A 17,293-nucleotide genomic window follows, 5' to 3' on the forward strand; every position below is an offset into this window, starting at 1 on the left:
ATAAAAATATTTCGCATTTCTATATATATAAAAGAAGGACAAGCATAAAAATGCTTGTCCTTCGAGTTAAATTTAAAAATTAATATACTTTATCGCCGTTGAAAATAGAGTTTTTCACGACTACATAATCTACAGTACGAATTGAGTCTAATTTTGTTCCACCAGCGTAAGAGATAGAAGATTGAAGATCTTGTTCCATTTCGACTAAAGTGTCTTCTAAAGAACCTTTATGCTCAACGAACATTTTCTTACCTTCAACGTTTTTCTTCTCGCCTTTTTGGAATTCAGAAGCTGAACCGAAATACTCTTTATAAAGTTTGCCGTCTTTTTCGATTGTTTCCCCTGGAGACTCTTCATGACCAGCGAATAGAGAACCAACCATAACCATAGTCGCCCCAAATCGAATAGATTTAGCTACGTCGCCGTGTGTACGAATACCACCGTCAGCGATAATTGGCTTACTTGCAGCTTTTGCACACCAGCGAAGTGCAGCTAGTTGCCAACCGCCAGTTCCAAAGCCTGTTTTAATTTTAGTAATACAAACTTTACCAGGTCCAATACCAACTTTTGTTGCGTCAGCACCGGCATTTTCTAATTCTCTTACCGCTTCTGGAGTTCCAACGTTTCCAGCGATAACGAAGCTTTCTGGTAAATGCTTTTTAATATGTTGAATCATGTTGATTACAGCATTAGAATGTCCGTGTGCGATATCAATCGTGATGTATTCAGGTGTAAGTTGTTCAGCAGCTAATTGCTGTACGAATTCATACTCGTCCTCTTTTACACCAACGCTAATAGAAGCGATTAATCCACGTGATTGCATATCTCTAATAAATGAGATACGTTTCTCTGGCTGGAAACGATGCATGATATAGAAGTAATTGTTTTCAGCTAAATAAGTTGCGATTCTTTCATCAATAATCGTTTGCATATTAGCAGGTACGACAGGTAATTTAAATTTATGTTTACCTAAAGTGACAGTTGTATCACATTCAGAGCGGCTGTTCACAATACATTTTGCAGGAATTAATTGAATATCTTCATAGTCGAATACGTTTTCCATCATTTACACCCCTAAAATACGAATATTTTATTCATTTTATTTAAAAATGTTCGTCCAAAGGATAATTTACATTATTTTCACTCATAAGTCAAAGGTTTTCATGTTTATATTTAAAATTGAGTCTATTTAAGTCAATTATAGGTTTGTATTGTCAAAAAATGTTTTAATATGGCATTTTCTGATATAAAATTATGTGTGGCAAAGAAAAAATTAAATATACAAATTTGGGAGAGATTTTAATGAAGCGATTAATGTATATGGACTGGTTGCGGGTATTAGCGACAATCGCGGTTGTTACAATTCACGTTTCTGCTGGTTATGTTTCTGTTTTAGATGCAAATCATGTTTCACGCTGGATGGCTGGTAATCTATTTGAATCGATTTCGCGTGCGAGTGTTCCGATTTTTGTAATGATTAGTGGAGCTTTATTGTTAAAGGGGACAAAAGATATTTCAGTTGGGGAATTTTTACAGAAGCGTGCAAGTAAAGTGATTATACCTTTTGTAGCTTGGAGTGCTATATTCTATGCATATGGGGCATATGCAGGATATTTCCCGGCATCTTTAAAGCAAGGGATAAAGCACTTTTTAACGGATACTATAGGGGGACATTTATGGTTCTTATACATGATTGTAGGGATATATTTAATTACACCGCTACTGAAAATCTTTGTGAAGAACGCTAAAAAAAGAGAGATAGAATACTTTTTAATTTTATGGTTATATGCATCTGTTATAGTCAATTTAGTTAAATATTATTATCCTATCAACTTTAATATTGAATTATTTTACGTTACAAATTATGTAGGGTATTTCCTACTTGGTTATTATTTATCTAATTTCGATATTTCAAAAAAATGGAGAAGTATTTCTTACTTTGGCGGATTTGTAGGATTTATTAGTACATTCTTGATTACTTATTACTATACAGTGAAAGCAAATGGACAGTTAGAGCAGTTTTGGTATGGATATTTTGCACCAGGTGTTGTACTGATGGCGATTGGATTGTTTATATTTTTCAAATATGCATTCCAAAAGTCAGAACGAGAATTACCATTGTTATTCCGTTTTATAAATCAAGCAAGCCTTGGAATCTATATTCTTCACTTCTTCTTATTAAATAACTTGTTGTACATGGTTTTCCCTAAGGTAAATGAGCGTGTACATGCAATAGTAGCAATACCTATTAATGTAACGATTACAATTGCTCTTAGTCTGATAATCACGTTAGTATTGCAAAGAATACCAGTTGTGAAAAAATTGGTTCCGTAAAAAATGAATATAGTATAGAAAGGGCAGACTTATTATTAAGGCTGCCCTTTCCTATTTTAAAATTATACTTAGATAAATTTATGTTTAAACGAATTGAAAACAGTGGATTAATATAGTATCTTACTATAGTCTAAAGTGAGGTATGAAGAACATAATAGGTTAAATATAAAATCAAATGAGGTTAATATATGAGTAAAAAAAGCTTTAGTAATTATGCATTAAGTAAAGAAGTAAGACGAGCACTTACTGGTTTAGGATATGAGCATCCAACAGAAGTGCAAGGAGAGGTTATTCCAGTTGCATTGCAAAAGAAGGATCTTGTTGTAAAGTCGCAAACGGGAAGTGGAAAAACGGCTTCATTCGGAATACCACTTTGTGAAATGGTAGAGTGGGAAGAGAATAAGCCACAAGCATTAGTTTTAACACCAACGAGGGAACTTGCTGTTCAAGTGAAGGAAGATATTACAAATATAGGGCGATTCAAAAGAATTAAAGCTGCTGCAATTTATGGTAAATCTCCGTTTGCACGTCAAAAATTAGAGTTAAAGCAAAAGACGCATATTGTAGTGGGAACTCCAGGACGTGTGTTGGATCATATTGAAAAAGGGACCCTTTCTTTAGATCGATTGAAATATTTAGTGATTGATGAAGCAGATGAAATGCTAAATATGGGCTTTATCGATCAAGTAGAGGCAATTATTGATGAATTACCTACAAAAAGAATGACAATGCTATTTTCAGCAACCTTACCGGAAGATGTTGAAAAGTTATCCCGTACATATATGAATGCACCAACTCATATTGAAATTAAAGCAGCTGGGATTACAACAGATAAAATTGAACACACTCTTTTTGAAGTAAGGGAAGAAGAGAAACTTTCACTTCTTAAGGATGTAACCATGATTGAAAATCCAGACAGTTGCATTATTTTTTGTCGTACACAAGAAAACGTAGACCATGTATATAGACAGCTAAAACGAGTTAATTATCCTTGTGACAAAATACATGGTGGCCTGGTACAGGAAGATCGTTTTGAAGTTATGGATGATTTTAGAAAAGGAAAGTTCCGTTATTTAGTAGCAACTGATGTAGCTGCGAGAGGAATTGATATTGATAATATTACACATGTTATTAATTACGATATTCCATTAGAAAAAGAAAGCTATGTACACCGTACTGGAAGAACAGGAAGAGCTGGTAATAATGGAAAAGCTATTACATTTATAACGCCTTATGAAAATAGGTTTTTAGAAGAGATTGAGGAATATATCGGGTTTGAAATTCCAAAGGAACTGGCACCTTCAAAAGAAGAAGTTATAAAAAAGAAAGCAGTATTTGAAGAAAAAATATATGCTAAACCAATTATAAAGAAAGATAAAAGTGCAGACCTAAACAAAGGAATTATGAAATTGTACTTTAATGGCGGAAAGAAAAAGAAAATTAGGGCGGTAGATTTCGTTGGTACAATTGCTAAAATTCAAGGTGTTTCTGCTGATGATATAGGTATTATTACAATACAAGATAATGTTTCTTATGTTGAAATATTAAACGGAAAAGGACCACTTGTTTTAAAGGTTATGAGAAATACAACGATAAAAGGTAAACAATTAAAAGTTCATGAGGCAATTAAGTAAACAAAAAACTATCCACTATAACAGGTGGATAGTTTTTTGTTTAAGATTCTTTTAAATCATCAATCAACTTCTCAGCTAAGCGCCTATACATATTACTCATCGACACAAATGATGTTAATAATAAAAACTTCTCTAGGTTAGGGTCTTCTAAAGAAGAAATCTCACTTACTTCTGAAACGCGGTTATTTACGTCCTGTGTAAAGCTTTCGACGTTGTTTTCGGTAAGAGAAAGATAATCTTTATATAGCGTATTTAATTCGAGTGAATCATCGGTTAATAAGGATTCATTTATATTTTCTAAGGAGCTTTTTATGTCATTAATGGAAAGGGCCCCTTTTAATTGATAAATTAAGCTAATTAAAATCATATGCTCTTTTGAATATTTTTTATTTTTGATTGGAATAAACAGTTTACCTTTTGCATAATTGTTAATCATTGTTTTTGTTAATACTTTTTCATCATCGGTTCTTGTTGTATCCGCATAAGTATTTTCAAATAGTTGGACAACCTGGTCTACATACAAGTCGACATTTGGAATATCCTCAAGCGTAATATTTTTTTCTAAATGTAATGCTTCAAGCAATTTATTTATATTTTCCACGTAGAACCCCTCGCTTTTATAACTTAGTGGAGCATAATGTTTAGTTTATCTCTAAATATGGTATTACGAAACAAATGAATTGTAAATGTTGACCTATAAGATTAATGTGTATATAATTACATGTAGTTATGAAAACTACATGTAATTATATGAGGGGTGTTTATATGAATGCGTATATAAGAGAACCGGTTAATGCTTTTACCCATTTGGGAGGAGCTGTATTATCATTTGTTGCATTATTAGCTATGCTTGTAAAAGTTTCTGTTAAAATGCCATCTTTTGCGTCAATTACAGCTGTTATTTTGTTTGGTATCGGAATGATGGTTCTGTATACAGCATCAGCTGTATATCATAGTGTTGTAGCCAGTGAACGCGTTATTTATTTCTTCCGAAAGCTTGATCACTCTATGATTTTCATATTGATTGCAGGTACATATGCACCATTTTGTTTAATTACATTACATTCCGCAAACGGTTTATTATTATTTTGTTTAGTTTATGCAACGGCCATTTGTGGTATCGTTTTTAAAATGTTTTGGTTTAGTTGCCCGAGATGGTTATCAACAACAATTTATATTACAATGGGTTGGTTAATTGTTCTGTTCTTTGCACCGTTAGCTGCTAACTTAAGTGCAGGAGGTATTGTGCTTCTAGTGCTTGGGGGCATTTTTTATACGATTGGTGGATTTATTTATGGAACAAAGCCAAAATGGTTAGAGTTTAAACATATGGGGCATCATGAAATCTTTCACGTGTTCGTGTTATTGGGAAGCCTTGCCCACTTTTTAAGTGTATATTGCTACGTAATTTAATAAGATGGAATTTTCGAGTGGTTTTTATTTTTCTTGATTAATAAATAAAGATATAGACACATATGTATGTTAAAGAGCTGCATAACGTAAAAGTTATGCGGCTCTTTTTCATATAAATAATAACTAAAAATATTTTTAGAATTATCAGTCTTTTTATGGTAGGATAGATATGTATTGAGGTTATAAAATTTTATAATTAATAATTAGTGGGGGACTCTATATATGGCGATACTTATAACGGGTGGAGCAGGATATATTGGTAGTCATACGTGTATAGAATTATTAAATAGTAATTATAAAATTATAGTCGTAGATAATCTTTCAAATAGTTCAATCGAGTCTTTAAACCGAGTAAAAGAGATAACAGGAAAACAATTCGAATTTTATAAAGAAAGTGTTTTAAATCGTGAAAAAATGAATGAGATTTTTTTGAGAAATAACATTGAAGCGGTTATACATTTTGCTGGGTTTAAAGCGGTGGGGGAATCAACTACAATTCCTCTTACATATTATTATAATAATATAATAAGTACAATCATACTATGTGATGTGATGCAGAAACATAATGTTAAAAAATTTATTTTTAGTTCATCTGCAACTGTATATGGAATTCCAAAAACATCACCAATTACAGAAGAATTTCCGCTAAGTGTGACAAATCCATATGGACAAACAAAATTAATGATTGAGCAAATTATGCGTGATGTAGCAAAAGCTGATGATGAATGGAGTATTGCGTTACTTCGTTATTTCAATCCATTTGGGGCGCATAAAAGTGGTCGTATTGGAGAAGATCCAAATGGGGTTCCGAATAATCTAATGCCATATGTAACACAGGTAGCAGTCGGTAAATTAAAAGAGCTAAATATATTCGGAAACGATTATCCAACAAAAGATGGGACAGGTGTCCGTGATTATATTCACGTTGTTGATCTTGCAAAAGGACATGTAAAGGCACTTGAGAAAGTACTTGAGACGAAAGGAATCGAGGCATACAATCTTGGCACAGGTAAAGGATATAGTGTATTGGAGATGGTAAAGGCTTTCGAGAAGGTTTCAGGTAAAAAAATACCTTATAAAGTAATAGGGCGTCGTCCTGGTGATGTAGCAATATGTTTTGCTGATGTATCTAAAGCGAAACGAGAATTAGGATGGGAAGCGGAATATGGGTTAGAAGAGATGTGTTTAGATTCTTGGAGATGGCAGGTAAATAATAAAAATGGTTATCAAATGATTTAGGTTAGTTAGTAAAGCATTCTCTTATTTTATTGCTTGAGATCAGTAATATGTTCAATTTAGGAAAGAGAACATATTACTGACCATAGCGTTTGAATAGCAACTGGTTCTATAGAGGAAAGAACTCTTAATGAATGCGAACAAGTTGTTTATGATACACTGTATTACCTTCTTGGCTTGTATAAGGCGGTAAGCTTCTTCCGAAACAATTTGCAATAATATTGGAGTGGGGAGGATAAGAAATACGAATTTCATACAAATTAATAGCTTCATCTAAATTAGCATAAAATACTGCTAGGTTGTTACCTTGTAAAGGGTATGGGAATTCTACCACTGTATCTTCACCGATGAATACAGGTAATTTTACAGGATTAGAATAGTTAGACCAATCCCACACTTCTATATTTACATAGTGTGCGTAATATGCATCTAAATTTACAATATTTATTACTGCTGAAACTGTTGCAGGCTCTCTTGTTAATACACCTGTTGAATGAATAACAGATTGATTTGGATAATGAAGAGGCATAAATATCAGACCTTTCTAATTTAATATGATTGTACAATATTCTATGCAGATCATTGATAGAAGGAGATAGGGAAAATGCATTATTATATCAACTTTTCATAGAAATAAAAAATGTAATATGGAAGAGTATTCTAATACTTGTATCATTGTTAAAGTGCGTTTATAATCAAATAATCTTATTAGCTTTTTGATTGGATTACCTATTATTGAAAGCGTTTTTATTATGTGATACATTTCGATTGATATCATTACTGTATGACATGTATGAAAAGGTTTTTTTTATTGTTTTTTAAGGTAGGAAGTCTGACTTATTTCTAAAAAACTTTGTATGTAGTTGTAAGTAAGAAAGAGAATAAGGAATAATATAATTTTTACAAGATAAGGAGGGGACAGTGTGAAAATGTAAGGTTTTCACATGAGGATATATGGGTTACGTAGGATTATTACTTTCGGGTGCAGCTTTATTTTTGAATAGTCTTGTTATATTAGGAAAAGCAGAGGTGAAAAGCGCGGGTGTTTTTAATTTATTTGTAGGTGCACTACAAATTATTATTCCGTTCTATTTGATCATGATTTCTGACCAAAGCAATTGGACAGTGTATTCATATGCAGCTACTTTCTTATTTGGATTAACATATTTATATGTAGGTGTTACTTTTATAAAAGGAATGGATAGTAGCGGTCTAGGCTGGTTTTGTATTTGGGTAGCAATTATTGCTTTATTCTATATGGTTGTTTCATTTGTTCAATTCCATGATGTTGTGAATGCGTTAACGTGGTTTATGTGGGCATTACTTTGGTATTTATTCTTTGTATTAAATACACAAAAAAAGAATATCAATCAATATCTTGGAAGAATCGCCTTCGTACAATCATGGGTAACATTGACGTTACCTTCACTCTTTTATTTTATGGGAGTATGGGGAGAGGGATTTGTATATGATCTATGGGTTTATGTATCCGTAATTTCTATTTTATACTTCTGTTATTGTATTTATAAATATCGAGTACGTTAATATATTTTCTGTAGAAAAGCATGGAATCGTTAAACGAATTCCATGCTTTTTATATATGAGCAGTTATAATAGAGAGGTATTATTTTACATTTTATCAAAATGGGGATGATGAAGTTGAAAAAAGTATTGGTACTAGGGGGAACAAGATTTTTTGGTAAACATTTAGTAGAAGCACTTTTACAAGATGGACACGATGTGACGATTGCGACGAGAGGAATTACGGAAGATTCCTTTGGAAGTAGAGTAAAAAGACTGATTGTAGATAGAGAAGATGAAAAACAACTTGCAGAGCATCTAGAAGATAAAAGTTATGATATCGTATACGATAATTTATGCTATTGCTCGAATGCAGCGAAGGTAATATGTAAGGTGTTACGAGGAAAAACGAAGAAATACGTTATGACATCTTCAATGGCTGTTTACGAGCCGTCATTAGAATTGTTAGAAGAGAACTTTAATCCGTATGAGTATGCTATTACGTATGGGGATAGGAAGGATTTTAATTATGGTGAAGGCAAGCGATTAGCTGAAGCTGCTGTATTTCAACAAGCAACATTTCCAGTTGTTGCAGTACGTTTTCCAGTTGTTATTGGAGAAAACGATTATACGAAAAGGTTACAATTTTACGTTGAACATATTGTGAAGGAAGAGCCTGTCGCGGTGAAGCATTTAGATGGAGAGTTGTCATTTATACATGAGAAAGAGGCAGGAGAATTTTTAGCTTGGTGTGGGATGAAAGACATAGAAGGGCCAATTAATGCTTGTAGCAACGGGGTAGTTTCTACTAGCGAAGTTATTCATTTCATAGAAGAAAATACGGGAATAAAAGCACTTGTTCAAGAAGAAGGAGATAATGTAGGGCCTTATAATGAAGTGATTAATTGTACATTACATAATGGAAAAGCTAGTGAATTAGGATTCCCGTTCCGAGAGTTGAAAATAGACATAGAACAAGTATTACGTTATTACATACATGCAATGAAATAATCATAAATCCCCCGGTGGCAATCCGGGGGATTCTGGAGGATTTCGACAATACTAATTTTACATTACCAAACTTACCTTATACGCACGACTAATGTTTTTGTGATTGGATTGCTTGTAAATACTTTTCATTTACCCGGTCCCAGTTCACTGTATGCCACCAATTGGTAACAAATTCTGGACGCCGATTTTGATACTTTAAATAATAGGCGTGTTCCCATACATCGATGACGAGTAATGGAATCTTACCTTCTTGCAAAGGTGTATCTTGATTTGGTGTACTCATAACGGAAAGTTCTTCACCATCCAGGATAAGCCATCCATAGCCACTTCCAAAACGACTAATAGCTGCTTTGGAAAGTTGATCTTTTAAGTTGTCAAAGGTATTGAAATAATAATCAATTACTTTTGCAACGTCTCCATTAGGTTCACCGCCACCTCGTGGGCTCATTACTTCCCAAAAAAGACTATGACAATAGTGACCACCGCCGTTATTTCTTACAGCTGTAACAATTTCCCTTGGTAAAACGTCTAAATTACATAGTAACTCTTCTAAAGATTTATTATGTAATTCCGTATAGTTTTCTAAAGCGGCATTCAAGTTATTTACGTATGTCGCATGGTGCTTTCCATGATGAATGGAAAGCGTATTGCTATCGATATATGGCTCTAGTTCATCATAGTCATATGAAAGCTTTGGCAATTGAAATGAAGACATAACATTACCTCCTTTCTCTTTAAAAGTTGGTCTAGGTAAAAAAACTTTACCTGAGTAAAAAATACACCTATTTTTTATGTAAGTCAATAGTAATGTCTTTAATTTTCTGAAAAATATTACAATAAAAGTAACACTTCGACTTTCATTTGTGACTCGTATTCTTTTTGCTTATACTGTAAAGTAGAACGTTTTGTTGAAATAGAAGGAGATTGTTTATGAGTAAAACGAAACAATTAATAGAGGAAGCGAGTCAGTTTATTACGATTTGCTATAAAGAGCTTAATAAAGAGCAATTCATAGAAGAGCGTGTGAAAGAAATTCAAGTTGAGATAGAGAAGACGGGGACGTATGAGCATACATTCGAAGAACTTGTTCATGGATCGCGAATGGCATGGCGCAATAGTAATCGATGTATCGGAAGACTATTTTGGAGTAAGATGCACATATTAGATGCACGTGAAGTAAATGATGAAGAAGGTGTATATAATGCATTAATTCATCATATTAAATATGCAACGAACGATGGAAAAGTGAAACCGACAATTACAATTTTTAAGCAATATCAAGGTGAGGAAAATAATATACGAATTTATAATCACCAATTGATTCGATATGCAGGATATAAAACAGAAATGGGAGTGATTGGTGACTCTCATTCCACTGCGTTTACGGATTTTTGTCAGGAACTTGGCTGGCAAGGAGAAGGTACGAGTTTCGATGTATTGCCACTTGTGTTTTCTGTTGATGGAAAAGAACCTGTATATAAAGAAATTCCTAAAAAAGAAGTGAAAGAGGTACCGATTGAACATCCAGAGTACCCAATCTCATCTTTAGGAGCAAAATGGTATGGGGTTCCAATGATTTCAGATATGCGCTTAGAAATTGGCGGTATTTCTTATACGGCAGCTCCGTTCAATGGATGGTATATGGGAACGGAGATTGGGGCTCGTAACTTAGCGGATTATGATCGCTATAATTTACTTCCGGCTGTTGCGGAGATGATGGAATTAGATACATCGAGAAACGGTACGTTATGGAAAGACAAGGCGCTAATTGAGTTGAATATTGCTGTATTACATTCCTTCAAAAAACAAGGAGTTAGTATTGTGGATCACCATACAGCTGCACAACAATTTCAACAATTTGAGAAGCAAGAAGCAGCATGTGGACGGGTTGTAACAGGCAATTGGGTGTGGCTCATTCCACCGTTATCTCCAGCTACCACTCATATTTATCATAAACCGTATCCGAATGAAATTTTGAAGCCAAATTTCTTTCATAAATGATATTTAGTATAGTCTTTTTATGCAAAATATAATTTTTTTTAATTACTGTTACGTAGCAAATGGAAGCCTTTACGCTCGGTTATTTTTGGAAGGAGCTTTTTGAACCAAGATGTTCCTTATGTTATAATCAAATTTCTGTTTCGAAGACCTTATAGAAATATAAGGTCTTTTGTTTTGCTTTTTTATGTAATAGGAATGGAAATTTTCTTTTAAATAAGGGATTTAGCATATTTTTAGGGACAACATAAGTGTGTAGAAAATCGATGAATTATTATGCTTATATAATCATTATGTTTTGGGTGTAAACAATAAAACATAATAAAGTTGTTTTTTTAGATTGCTGAGGAAGGAGGAAGTGTAATTGAGAATGAAGAGTCGAAAAACAGATTGGCCCGTATTTCTTATTAGTGGTGGCTCACTTTTATTATTTGTAATTGCAGTTATTTTAAATAAAAGTTACGTAGAGGGAGTCATTAATAGAAGTTTTGCAGCTTCGATTAAATATTTTGGTGCCTTTTGGCAGGTTTTATTAATTGGTACATTTATTGTGGCAATGTGTATGGCATTTTCAAAATATGGGAGAGTTAAACTTGGGGGGCTAGAAAAACCTGAGATTAGTACGACAAAATGGCTCGCTATTATTATGTCTACATTACTTGCCGGAGGTGGCGTTTTTTGGGCAGCTGCAGAGCCGATGTACCATTTGATGACGGTGCCACCAATACATGAAGGTATAACTGCTGGAACGAAAGAAGCAGTAATGCCTGCTTTAGCACAAAGTTATATGCATTGGGGTTTCCTCGCTTGGACGATTTTAGGTACAATTAGTGCGGTAGTTATGATGTACGGACACTATCATAAAGGTATGCCGTTAAAGCCTCGAACACTTTTATATCCTATTTTTGGGGAGAGATTGCGAAAGAGTTGGCTTGGAACGATGATTGATGTATTTGCCATTATTGCGGTAGCTGCAGGGACGATTGGTCCAATCGGATTTTTAGGACTACAAGCAAGTTATGGATTACAAGCATTGTTTAACATTCCTGATGTGTTTACTACTCAATTAGCCATTATTGTTTGTGTAGTAGCTGTTTCTACTATATCTGCGGTAACGGGAATTGATAAAGGGATCCAAATTATAAGTAATTTAAATGTTAGGTTAGCAGTTTTATTAATGGCATTCGTATTACTGTTTGGACCAGGTGGATTTATTATTGATTCATTTGTTTCTTCGTTTGGATTTTATATAAATGAATTTATTCCAATGAGCACATATCGTGGTGATACAGGTTGGTTAGGGTCATGGACAATCTTTTTCTGGGGATGGTTTATTGGATACGGACCGATGATGGCAATTTTAGTCAGCCGTATTTCAAGAGGAAGAACAATCCGAGAAATCATCGTTGCAATTGGAATCATTGCACCTATTATTACAACGTTTTGGTTTACGATTTTGGGAGGATCAGGTGTATTTTATGAGTTAATGAATCCTGGTTCTATCTCGACTGCATTAAGTGAATCTGGTATGCCAGCGGCTATGATTGCAATTACAGAGCAACTGCCACTCTCTCATATTATTGGACCTGCATTTCTTTTATTAACAATTTTATTTGTAGTGACAACAGGAGATTCAATGGCTTACTCGATTTCAATGGCAGTGACTGGAGATGGAGATCCTAGAATTAGCTTGCGAGTGTTTTGGTCACTTATTATGGGCGCAGTTGCAGCAATTCTTTTATACATGGGTGAGGGAAGTATTAACGCCTTACAATCATTCATCGTAGTAACAGCTGTCCCAGTATCCATTCTGTTATTCCCAATGCTATGGCTAGCGCCTAAAGTTGCAGGGGAATTAGCCTTAAAACAAGGTATTGTAAAAGAAGAAGAGAAAACTTCCTTCTTGTTTCAAAAAGCTAGTAAATCAAAATAAATAATTGTATTTATATAAAAAGAGGAAGCATCTCATTTGAGATGCTTCCTCTTTGCTATTTATCCAACTACTTTTCTTGAAGGATACAGTTTCAATCTATTCTAATACTTTATCTTTCGTCTCTGGGACACATAATAGCATTGTAACTAAACCGATTGGATAGATAATGAAGATGAGAGATAGTGCTCCCATTAAATTTCCACCTGCAGCAAGTAATCCGATAATAACAGGTCCAAATCCAGCTAAACCGCGTCCTGTACCGAAAATAAAGTTTTCTGCTGTCGAGCGAGCTTCGGCAGGATAGTTTTCAGCTAAAACTGCGCCAAATCCGCCCATCATGCCATTTGCAAAGAATCCAAGCAATGCACTTCCCCATAACAATAATGTTGATTCTGTGAATAAGAAGAAGTAAATGAGACAGTATATAGTACCACCAGCATAATAGATTGTAAAAGTTTTACGGCGGCCAATTTTATCGGCTAGAATACCAAATGTTGCAATTCCAATTAGCATGCCGATCGTAGAGATGAACATCCAACCGCTCGCTTTTGCTAACGTGTAGTTATATTTATTTGCCAAAATAGTTGGCATCCATGTGAAAATCCCATAATATCCAAAGTTCTGGATGAATGACATAATAATAAGACCAATGGTTGTTATCGTTACTTTTTTATTGGCAAATAACTTTCGAAGTGGGAACTTTTTCATTTGCTTTAGTTGTTCTGCCTCAGTAGTTGTTAAATTACCTTCAGCTTCTTTTTGTAACAACTCTTTTTTGTATCTTTGTTTTTGTTCCCATATTTTCGGTTCACTTAAACTTTTGCGTGCATAGACAGCTAGTAGAGCGGGAATGAGCCCAAATAGGAAAACAGCTCTCCATCCGAAATGCGGGACGATAAATGCTGGAAGGAGTGAAGCGACTAGTACGCCAAATTGCCATCCAAGTGCAACAACGGATGTTGCCTTAGCGCGCATTTCTTTAGACCATGTTTCAGTTACGATGGCCATCCCAATCCCGAATTCACCACCAACTCCCATTCCAACTAAAAAGCGAAGAATTAATAATTGCCAATAATCTGTTGCGAAATAAATAAGTGCTGTTGCTAGTGAGAATAGTAAGATTGTGAAGGCCATCGTACGGATACGCCCAAATAAATCAGCAATAAATCCAAATAAATAAGACCCAATTAGCATTCCTATTGTGGTAGCTAATGTTAAGTTTCCACCTTCAACAGGGCTTAAATGAAATTCTTTTAAAATGTAGACGAGTACGAAAGATAAGAGCAACATATCTAAACCTTCTGCTGCATATCCTAGCGCAGAACCAAACAATGTTTTATATCTTTTCTCTTTCGTCTCCTCTGTTGTTGATTGTACATCAGTAGTGACGTTCATCATTACTCCTCCTTATTTTCTTCTACAGTCGCTATGGAAGAATAACAAAAGGCCTTCTCACCTGATATGATGAGAAGGCCAAAAAAGCATACGTATCCCTAAAAAAGACCATACGTATAGTATATTCCGACTTCCTTCTCAACCTCACGGGGTTGGGTTAAAGGACTGTATTATATTACCTTATTTTTAGCACTCTTCTATTAGATTGTCAAATAAAGAGTGAATTGTTATGTGTAAAATATTTCAAAAGATACTTCATTCTCCTTGACGCCCACTTCATTATTTTCCCATAATAAAACTAACTCATATAAAAAGGAATGAATCACAGATGCTAAATTTAGTACTTATGATGATTGAACGTGTCGGACTTATTGTTATTTTAGGATTTTTACTCTCTCATATTAAAACGTTCAGGCGCCTTCTTCATAGACAAGATGGGTATGTCGATAAGCTTAAGCTTATTTGTATTTTTTCAGTGTTTACAATTGTTAGCAATTACACGGGAATTGAAATCGCAGGGAATACAATTATGAATGAAAATTGGCTACAAGGTGTTTCGTCATCTAGTACAATTGCGAATACACGTATTATGGGTGTTGGAATTAGTGGATTGCTTGGTGGTCCTATCGTCGGAATTGGAGTAGGATCGATTGCTGGTATTCACCGTTATATGCTTGGCGGGACGACAGCGCTAAGTTGTGCAATCTCGTCAATTTTAGCAGGTGTTATAACAGGGTATATTGGATACATTTTCAAAAAATATAATCGTGCAATTACGCCTAAGTTTTCGGCGGTTTTAAGCGTGTTTATCGTTTCTTTAGAAATGATTATGATCCTATTAATCGTAGAGGATGGAATTAGTATCGTGAAAACAATTGCGATACCAATGATCCTTGTAAATAGTTTCGGAAGTTTTATTTTACTTTCTATGATACAAGCTATTTTGCGCCAGGAAGAAAATGCGAAAGCTTTACAAACGCATAAAGTATTACGAATTGCTGACAAAACATTGCCATATTTTCGCAGAGGATTAACAGAAGATTCTTGTAAACATGTGGCACAAATTATTCACCGCTTTACGGGAACAGATGCGGTATCCTTAACAGATACAGAGAAGATATTAGCTCACGTTGGATTAGCATCAGATCATCATATTCCTTCCCACAGTTTAATAACGGGTTTATCAAAAACAGTCTTAAAAACAGGGAAAATAATGAAAGCGAAATCACGTGAAAGTATTAATTGTCAGCATGAAAGGTGTCCGTTACAAGCGGCAGTTGTTATTCCACTAACTTCACATGGGAATACGATAGGAACATTAAAGCTTTATTTTAAAAACTCTAATCAATTAAGTCGTGTGGAAGAAGAGCTAGCGGAAGGGCTGGCGAAAATATTCTCTACACAGCTTGAGTTAGGTGAAGCAGAGTTACAAAGTAAGTTATTGCAAGATGCCGAAATAAAAGCGTTACAAGCACAAATCAATCCGCACTTTTTATTTAATGCAATTAATACTGTATCGGCTTTATGCCGAACAGATGTAGACAAAGCGAGAAAATTATTATTGCAGCTTAGCGTGTATTTTCGTTGTAATTTGCAAGGGGCACGCCAATTGCTTATTCCATTAGAACAAGAGTTAAATCATGTACATGCATATTTATCGTTAGAACAAGCGAGGTTTCCGAATAAGTATGCAGTGAAGATGTACATTGAGGAAGAGTTAAAGACGACCTTAGTTCCACCATTTGTACTGCAGCTATTAGTTGAAAATGCATTGCGCCATGCTTTTCCGAAAAAGCAGCCGGTGTGCGAAGTTGAAGTACATGTGTTTGAAAAAGAGAGGATGGTGCATTTTGAAGTTCAAGATAATGGACAAGGAATTGAGAGTGAACGTCTAGGACAATTAGGAAAAATGGTAGTTCCATCAAAGAAAGGGACCGGAACAGCTTTATATAATATTAATGAACGACTTATCGGGTTATTTGGGAAAGAGACAATGCTTCAAATTGAAAGTGAATTAGAGCAAGGGACAAAGTTCCTCTTTGTAATTCCGAAAAAAGTAGGGGAGGAAAAACGGAGTGTTAAAAGTATTAGTAGTTGATGATGAAATGTTAGCGCGTGATGAATTGAAATATTTATTAGAGCAAACGAAAGAAGTAGAGATAATTGGTGAGGCAGATTGTGTAGAGGATGCATTAGAAGAGCTAATGCAAAATAAACCAGATATTGTGTTCCTAGATATTCAGTTATCTGATGATAATGGATTTGAAATCGCAAATATATTAAAGAAGATGAAAAATCCACCTGCAATTGTGTTTGCTACGGCCTATGATCAATATGCGTTGCAAGCATTTGAAGTAGATGCGTTAGACTACATTTTAAAGCCGTTCGATGAAGAGCGTATCGTACAGACATTAAAGAAATATAAAAAGCAAAAACAAATAAAATTAGAAACAAAACAAGAAGTAAAGAGTGTAGACGTAACGACCGAGATGCATAAATTAGCATTACCAATTGAAGAATCGATTGTACTTGTGAATATTGAAGATATTATATATGTAGGACTTGTGGACGGAAAAGTGACAGTAAAAACGATGAGAGAAACATATGTAACACATGATACACTTGTCATTTTAGAAAAGAAGTTGCCGCAAGCAAGTTTTATGCGTGTCCATCGCAGTTTTATTGCAAATATTAATCATATTACAGAAATACAACCATGGTTCAATTCTACATATAATTTAATTATGAAAGAAGGATCAAAAGTACCTGTTAGCCGTACATATGCAAAAGAACTCAAAAAGCTACTTCGTATTTAAGA

The 17,293-nt window shown here is 34.4% G+C and carries 15 protein-coding genes; 10 read left to right on the forward strand and 5 right to left on the reverse strand.

Going from position 1 to position 17,293, the window contains the following annotated elements:
- Window positions 1–79: 79 nt before the first annotated feature.
- Window positions 80–1,063, reverse strand: coding sequence for a GMP reductase (gene guaC, locus PDL00_RS20860; RefSeq protein WP_242253580.1), 984 nt, complete (start codon window positions 1,061–1,063; stop codon window positions 80–82).
- Between the two features lie 239 nt (window positions 1,064–1,302).
- Between guaC and PDL00_RS20865 the strand changes: the two genes are divergently transcribed.
- On the forward strand, window positions 1,303–2,334 hold the full coding sequence (locus PDL00_RS20865) for an acyltransferase (protein ID WP_270730960.1): 1,032 nt from the start codon (window positions 1,303–1,305) through the stop codon (window positions 2,332–2,334).
- Window positions 2,335–2,522: 188 nt separating this feature from the next.
- Window positions 2,523–3,968 carry an ATP-dependent RNA helicase DbpA gene (dbpA, locus tag PDL00_RS20870; protein WP_270730961.1) on the forward strand — a complete coding sequence of 482 codons (1,446 nt, stop codon included), beginning with the start codon at window positions 2,523–2,525 and terminating at the stop codon, window positions 3,966–3,968.
- A 40-nt stretch (window positions 3,969–4,008) separates the two neighbouring features.
- On the opposite strand, the gene PDL00_RS20875 is transcribed toward dbpA, so the two are convergent.
- Window positions 4,009–4,569 (reverse strand): DUF1836 domain-containing protein, encoded by a 561-nt coding sequence (locus PDL00_RS20875; protein WP_270730962.1) that lies wholly within the window; start codon window positions 4,567–4,569, stop codon window positions 4,009–4,011.
- Window positions 4,570–4,733: 164 nt separating this feature from the next.
- On the opposite strand from PDL00_RS20875, the gene trhA reads away from it, so the two are divergent.
- Window positions 4,734–5,381, forward strand: coding sequence for a PAQR family membrane homeostasis protein TrhA (gene trhA, locus PDL00_RS20880; RefSeq protein ID WP_270730964.1), 648 nt, complete (start codon window positions 4,734–4,736; stop codon window positions 5,379–5,381).
- Window positions 5,382–5,603: 222 nt separating this feature from the next.
- Window positions 5,604–6,620: a UDP-glucose 4-epimerase GalE gene (galE, locus tag PDL00_RS20885; protein WP_242253610.1), complete on the forward strand. Its 1,017-nt coding sequence runs from the start codon at window positions 5,604–5,606 to the stop codon at window positions 6,618–6,620.
- A 124-nt stretch (window positions 6,621–6,744) separates the two neighbouring features.
- Here the strand turns inward: galE and PDL00_RS20890 are convergent, their stop codons facing one another.
- Entirely contained in the window at window positions 6,745–7,146 is a 402-nt protein-coding gene (locus PDL00_RS20890; RefSeq protein WP_242253611.1) for a hypothetical protein, read from the reverse strand.
- Between the two features lie 425 nt (window positions 7,147–7,571).
- Here PDL00_RS20890 and PDL00_RS20895 point away from each other — a divergent pair, with 425 nt between their 5' ends.
- Both PDL00_RS20895 and PDL00_RS20900 read left to right on the forward strand, forming a co-directional pair.
- Entirely contained in the window at window positions 7,572–8,162 is a 591-nt protein-coding gene (locus PDL00_RS20895; RefSeq protein ID WP_242253613.1) for an AmiS/UreI family transporter, read from the forward strand.
- 105 nt (window positions 8,163–8,267) lie between these two features.
- On the forward strand, window positions 8,268–9,149 hold the full coding sequence (locus tag PDL00_RS20900; protein ID WP_270730967.1) for an NAD-dependent epimerase/dehydratase family protein: 882 nt from the start codon (window positions 8,268–8,270) through the stop codon (window positions 9,147–9,149).
- A gap of 88 nt (window positions 9,150–9,237) precedes the next feature.
- On the opposite strand, the gene sodA is transcribed toward PDL00_RS20900, so the two are convergent.
- The gene (gene sodA / locus PDL00_RS20905; RefSeq protein WP_270730970.1) at window positions 9,238–9,864 is read right to left on the reverse strand and encodes a superoxide dismutase [Mn]; all 627 of its coding nucleotides are present in this window, start codon (window positions 9,862–9,864) and stop codon (window positions 9,238–9,240) included.
- Between the two features lie 215 nt (window positions 9,865–10,079).
- Here sodA and PDL00_RS20910 point away from each other — a divergent pair, with 215 nt between their 5' ends.
- Together PDL00_RS20910 and PDL00_RS20915 are read left to right on the forward strand one after the other, a co-directional pair.
- A complete protein-coding gene (locus tag PDL00_RS20910) occupies window positions 10,080–11,150 on the forward strand; it encodes a nitric oxide synthase oxygenase (protein WP_270730972.1) in 1,071 nt (356 codons plus the stop codon).
- Between the two features lie 361 nt (window positions 11,151–11,511).
- Window positions 11,512–13,080 (forward strand): BCCT family transporter, encoded by a 1,569-nt coding sequence (locus PDL00_RS20915; RefSeq protein ID WP_262741919.1) that lies wholly within the window; start codon window positions 11,512–11,514, stop codon window positions 13,078–13,080.
- A gap of 96 nt (window positions 13,081–13,176) precedes the next feature.
- Here the strand turns inward: PDL00_RS20915 and PDL00_RS20920 are convergent, their stop codons facing one another.
- Window positions 13,177–14,475 carry an MFS transporter gene (locus PDL00_RS20920; RefSeq protein ID WP_270730974.1) on the reverse strand — a complete coding sequence of 433 codons (1,299 nt, stop codon included), beginning with the start codon at window positions 14,473–14,475 and terminating at the stop codon, window positions 13,177–13,179.
- A 328-nt stretch (window positions 14,476–14,803) separates the two neighbouring features.
- Here PDL00_RS20920 and lytS point away from each other — a divergent pair, with 328 nt between their 5' ends.
- Window positions 14,804–16,573 carry a two-component system sensor histidine kinase LytS gene (gene lytS / locus PDL00_RS20925; RefSeq protein ID WP_270730976.1) on the forward strand — a complete coding sequence of 590 codons (1,770 nt, stop codon included), beginning with the start codon at window positions 14,804–14,806 and terminating at the stop codon, window positions 16,571–16,573.
- Entirely contained in the window at window positions 16,551–17,291 is a 741-nt protein-coding gene (locus tag PDL00_RS20930; protein ID WP_048560483.1) for a LytR/AlgR family response regulator transcription factor, read from the forward strand. Before lytS ends, PDL00_RS20930 begins: the two co-directional genes overlap by 23 nt.
- Window positions 17,292–17,293: the final 2 nt, after the last annotated feature.

Origin of the sequence: Bacillus cereus group sp. TH152-1LC, assembly GCF_027710505.1 — a bacterium.
GTDB classification, from domain to species: domain Bacteria; phylum Bacillota; class Bacilli; order Bacillales; family Bacillaceae_G; genus Bacillus_A; species Bacillus_A mobilis.

What these genes read in the sequence shown, in the direction of transcription:
- guaC (WP_242253580.1), bottom strand. Translation starts at nt 1,063, where the DNA reads ATGGAAAACGTATTCGACTATGAAGATATTCAATTAATTCCTGCAAAA.
- PDL00_RS20865 (WP_270730960.1), top strand. Translation starts at nt 1,303, where the DNA reads ATGAAGCGATTAATGTATATGGACTGGTTGCGGGTATTAGCGACAATC.
- dbpA (WP_270730961.1), top strand. Translation starts at nt 2,523, where the DNA reads ATGAGTAAAAAAAGCTTTAGTAATTATGCATTAAGTAAAGAAGTAAGA.
- trhA (WP_270730964.1), top strand. Translation starts at nt 4,734, where the DNA reads ATGAATGCGTATATAAGAGAACCGGTTAATGCTTTTACCCATTTGGGA.
- galE (WP_242253610.1), top strand. Translation starts at nt 5,604, where the DNA reads ATGGCGATACTTATAACGGGTGGAGCAGGATATATTGGTAGTCATACG.
- PDL00_RS20890 (WP_242253611.1), bottom strand. Translation starts at nt 7,146, where the DNA reads ATGCCTCTTCATTATCCAAATCAATCTGTTATTCATTCAACAGGTGTA.
- PDL00_RS20895 (WP_242253613.1), top strand. Translation starts at nt 7,572, where the DNA reads ATGGGTTACGTAGGATTATTACTTTCGGGTGCAGCTTTATTTTTGAAT.
- PDL00_RS20900 (WP_270730967.1), top strand. Translation starts at nt 8,268, where the DNA reads ATGATGAAGTTGAAAAAAGTATTGGTACTAGGGGGAACAAGATTTTTT.
- sodA (WP_270730970.1), bottom strand. Translation starts at nt 9,864, where the DNA reads ATGTCTTCATTTCAATTGCCAAAGCTTTCATATGACTATGATGAACTA.
- PDL00_RS20910 (WP_270730972.1), top strand. Translation starts at nt 10,080, where the DNA reads ATGAGTAAAACGAAACAATTAATAGAGGAAGCGAGTCAGTTTATTACG.
- PDL00_RS20920 (WP_270730974.1), bottom strand. Translation starts at nt 14,475, where the DNA reads ATGAACGTCACTACTGATGTACAATCAACAACAGAGGAGACGAAAGAG.
- lytS (WP_270730976.1), top strand. Translation starts at nt 14,804, where the DNA reads ATGCTAAATTTAGTACTTATGATGATTGAACGTGTCGGACTTATTGTT.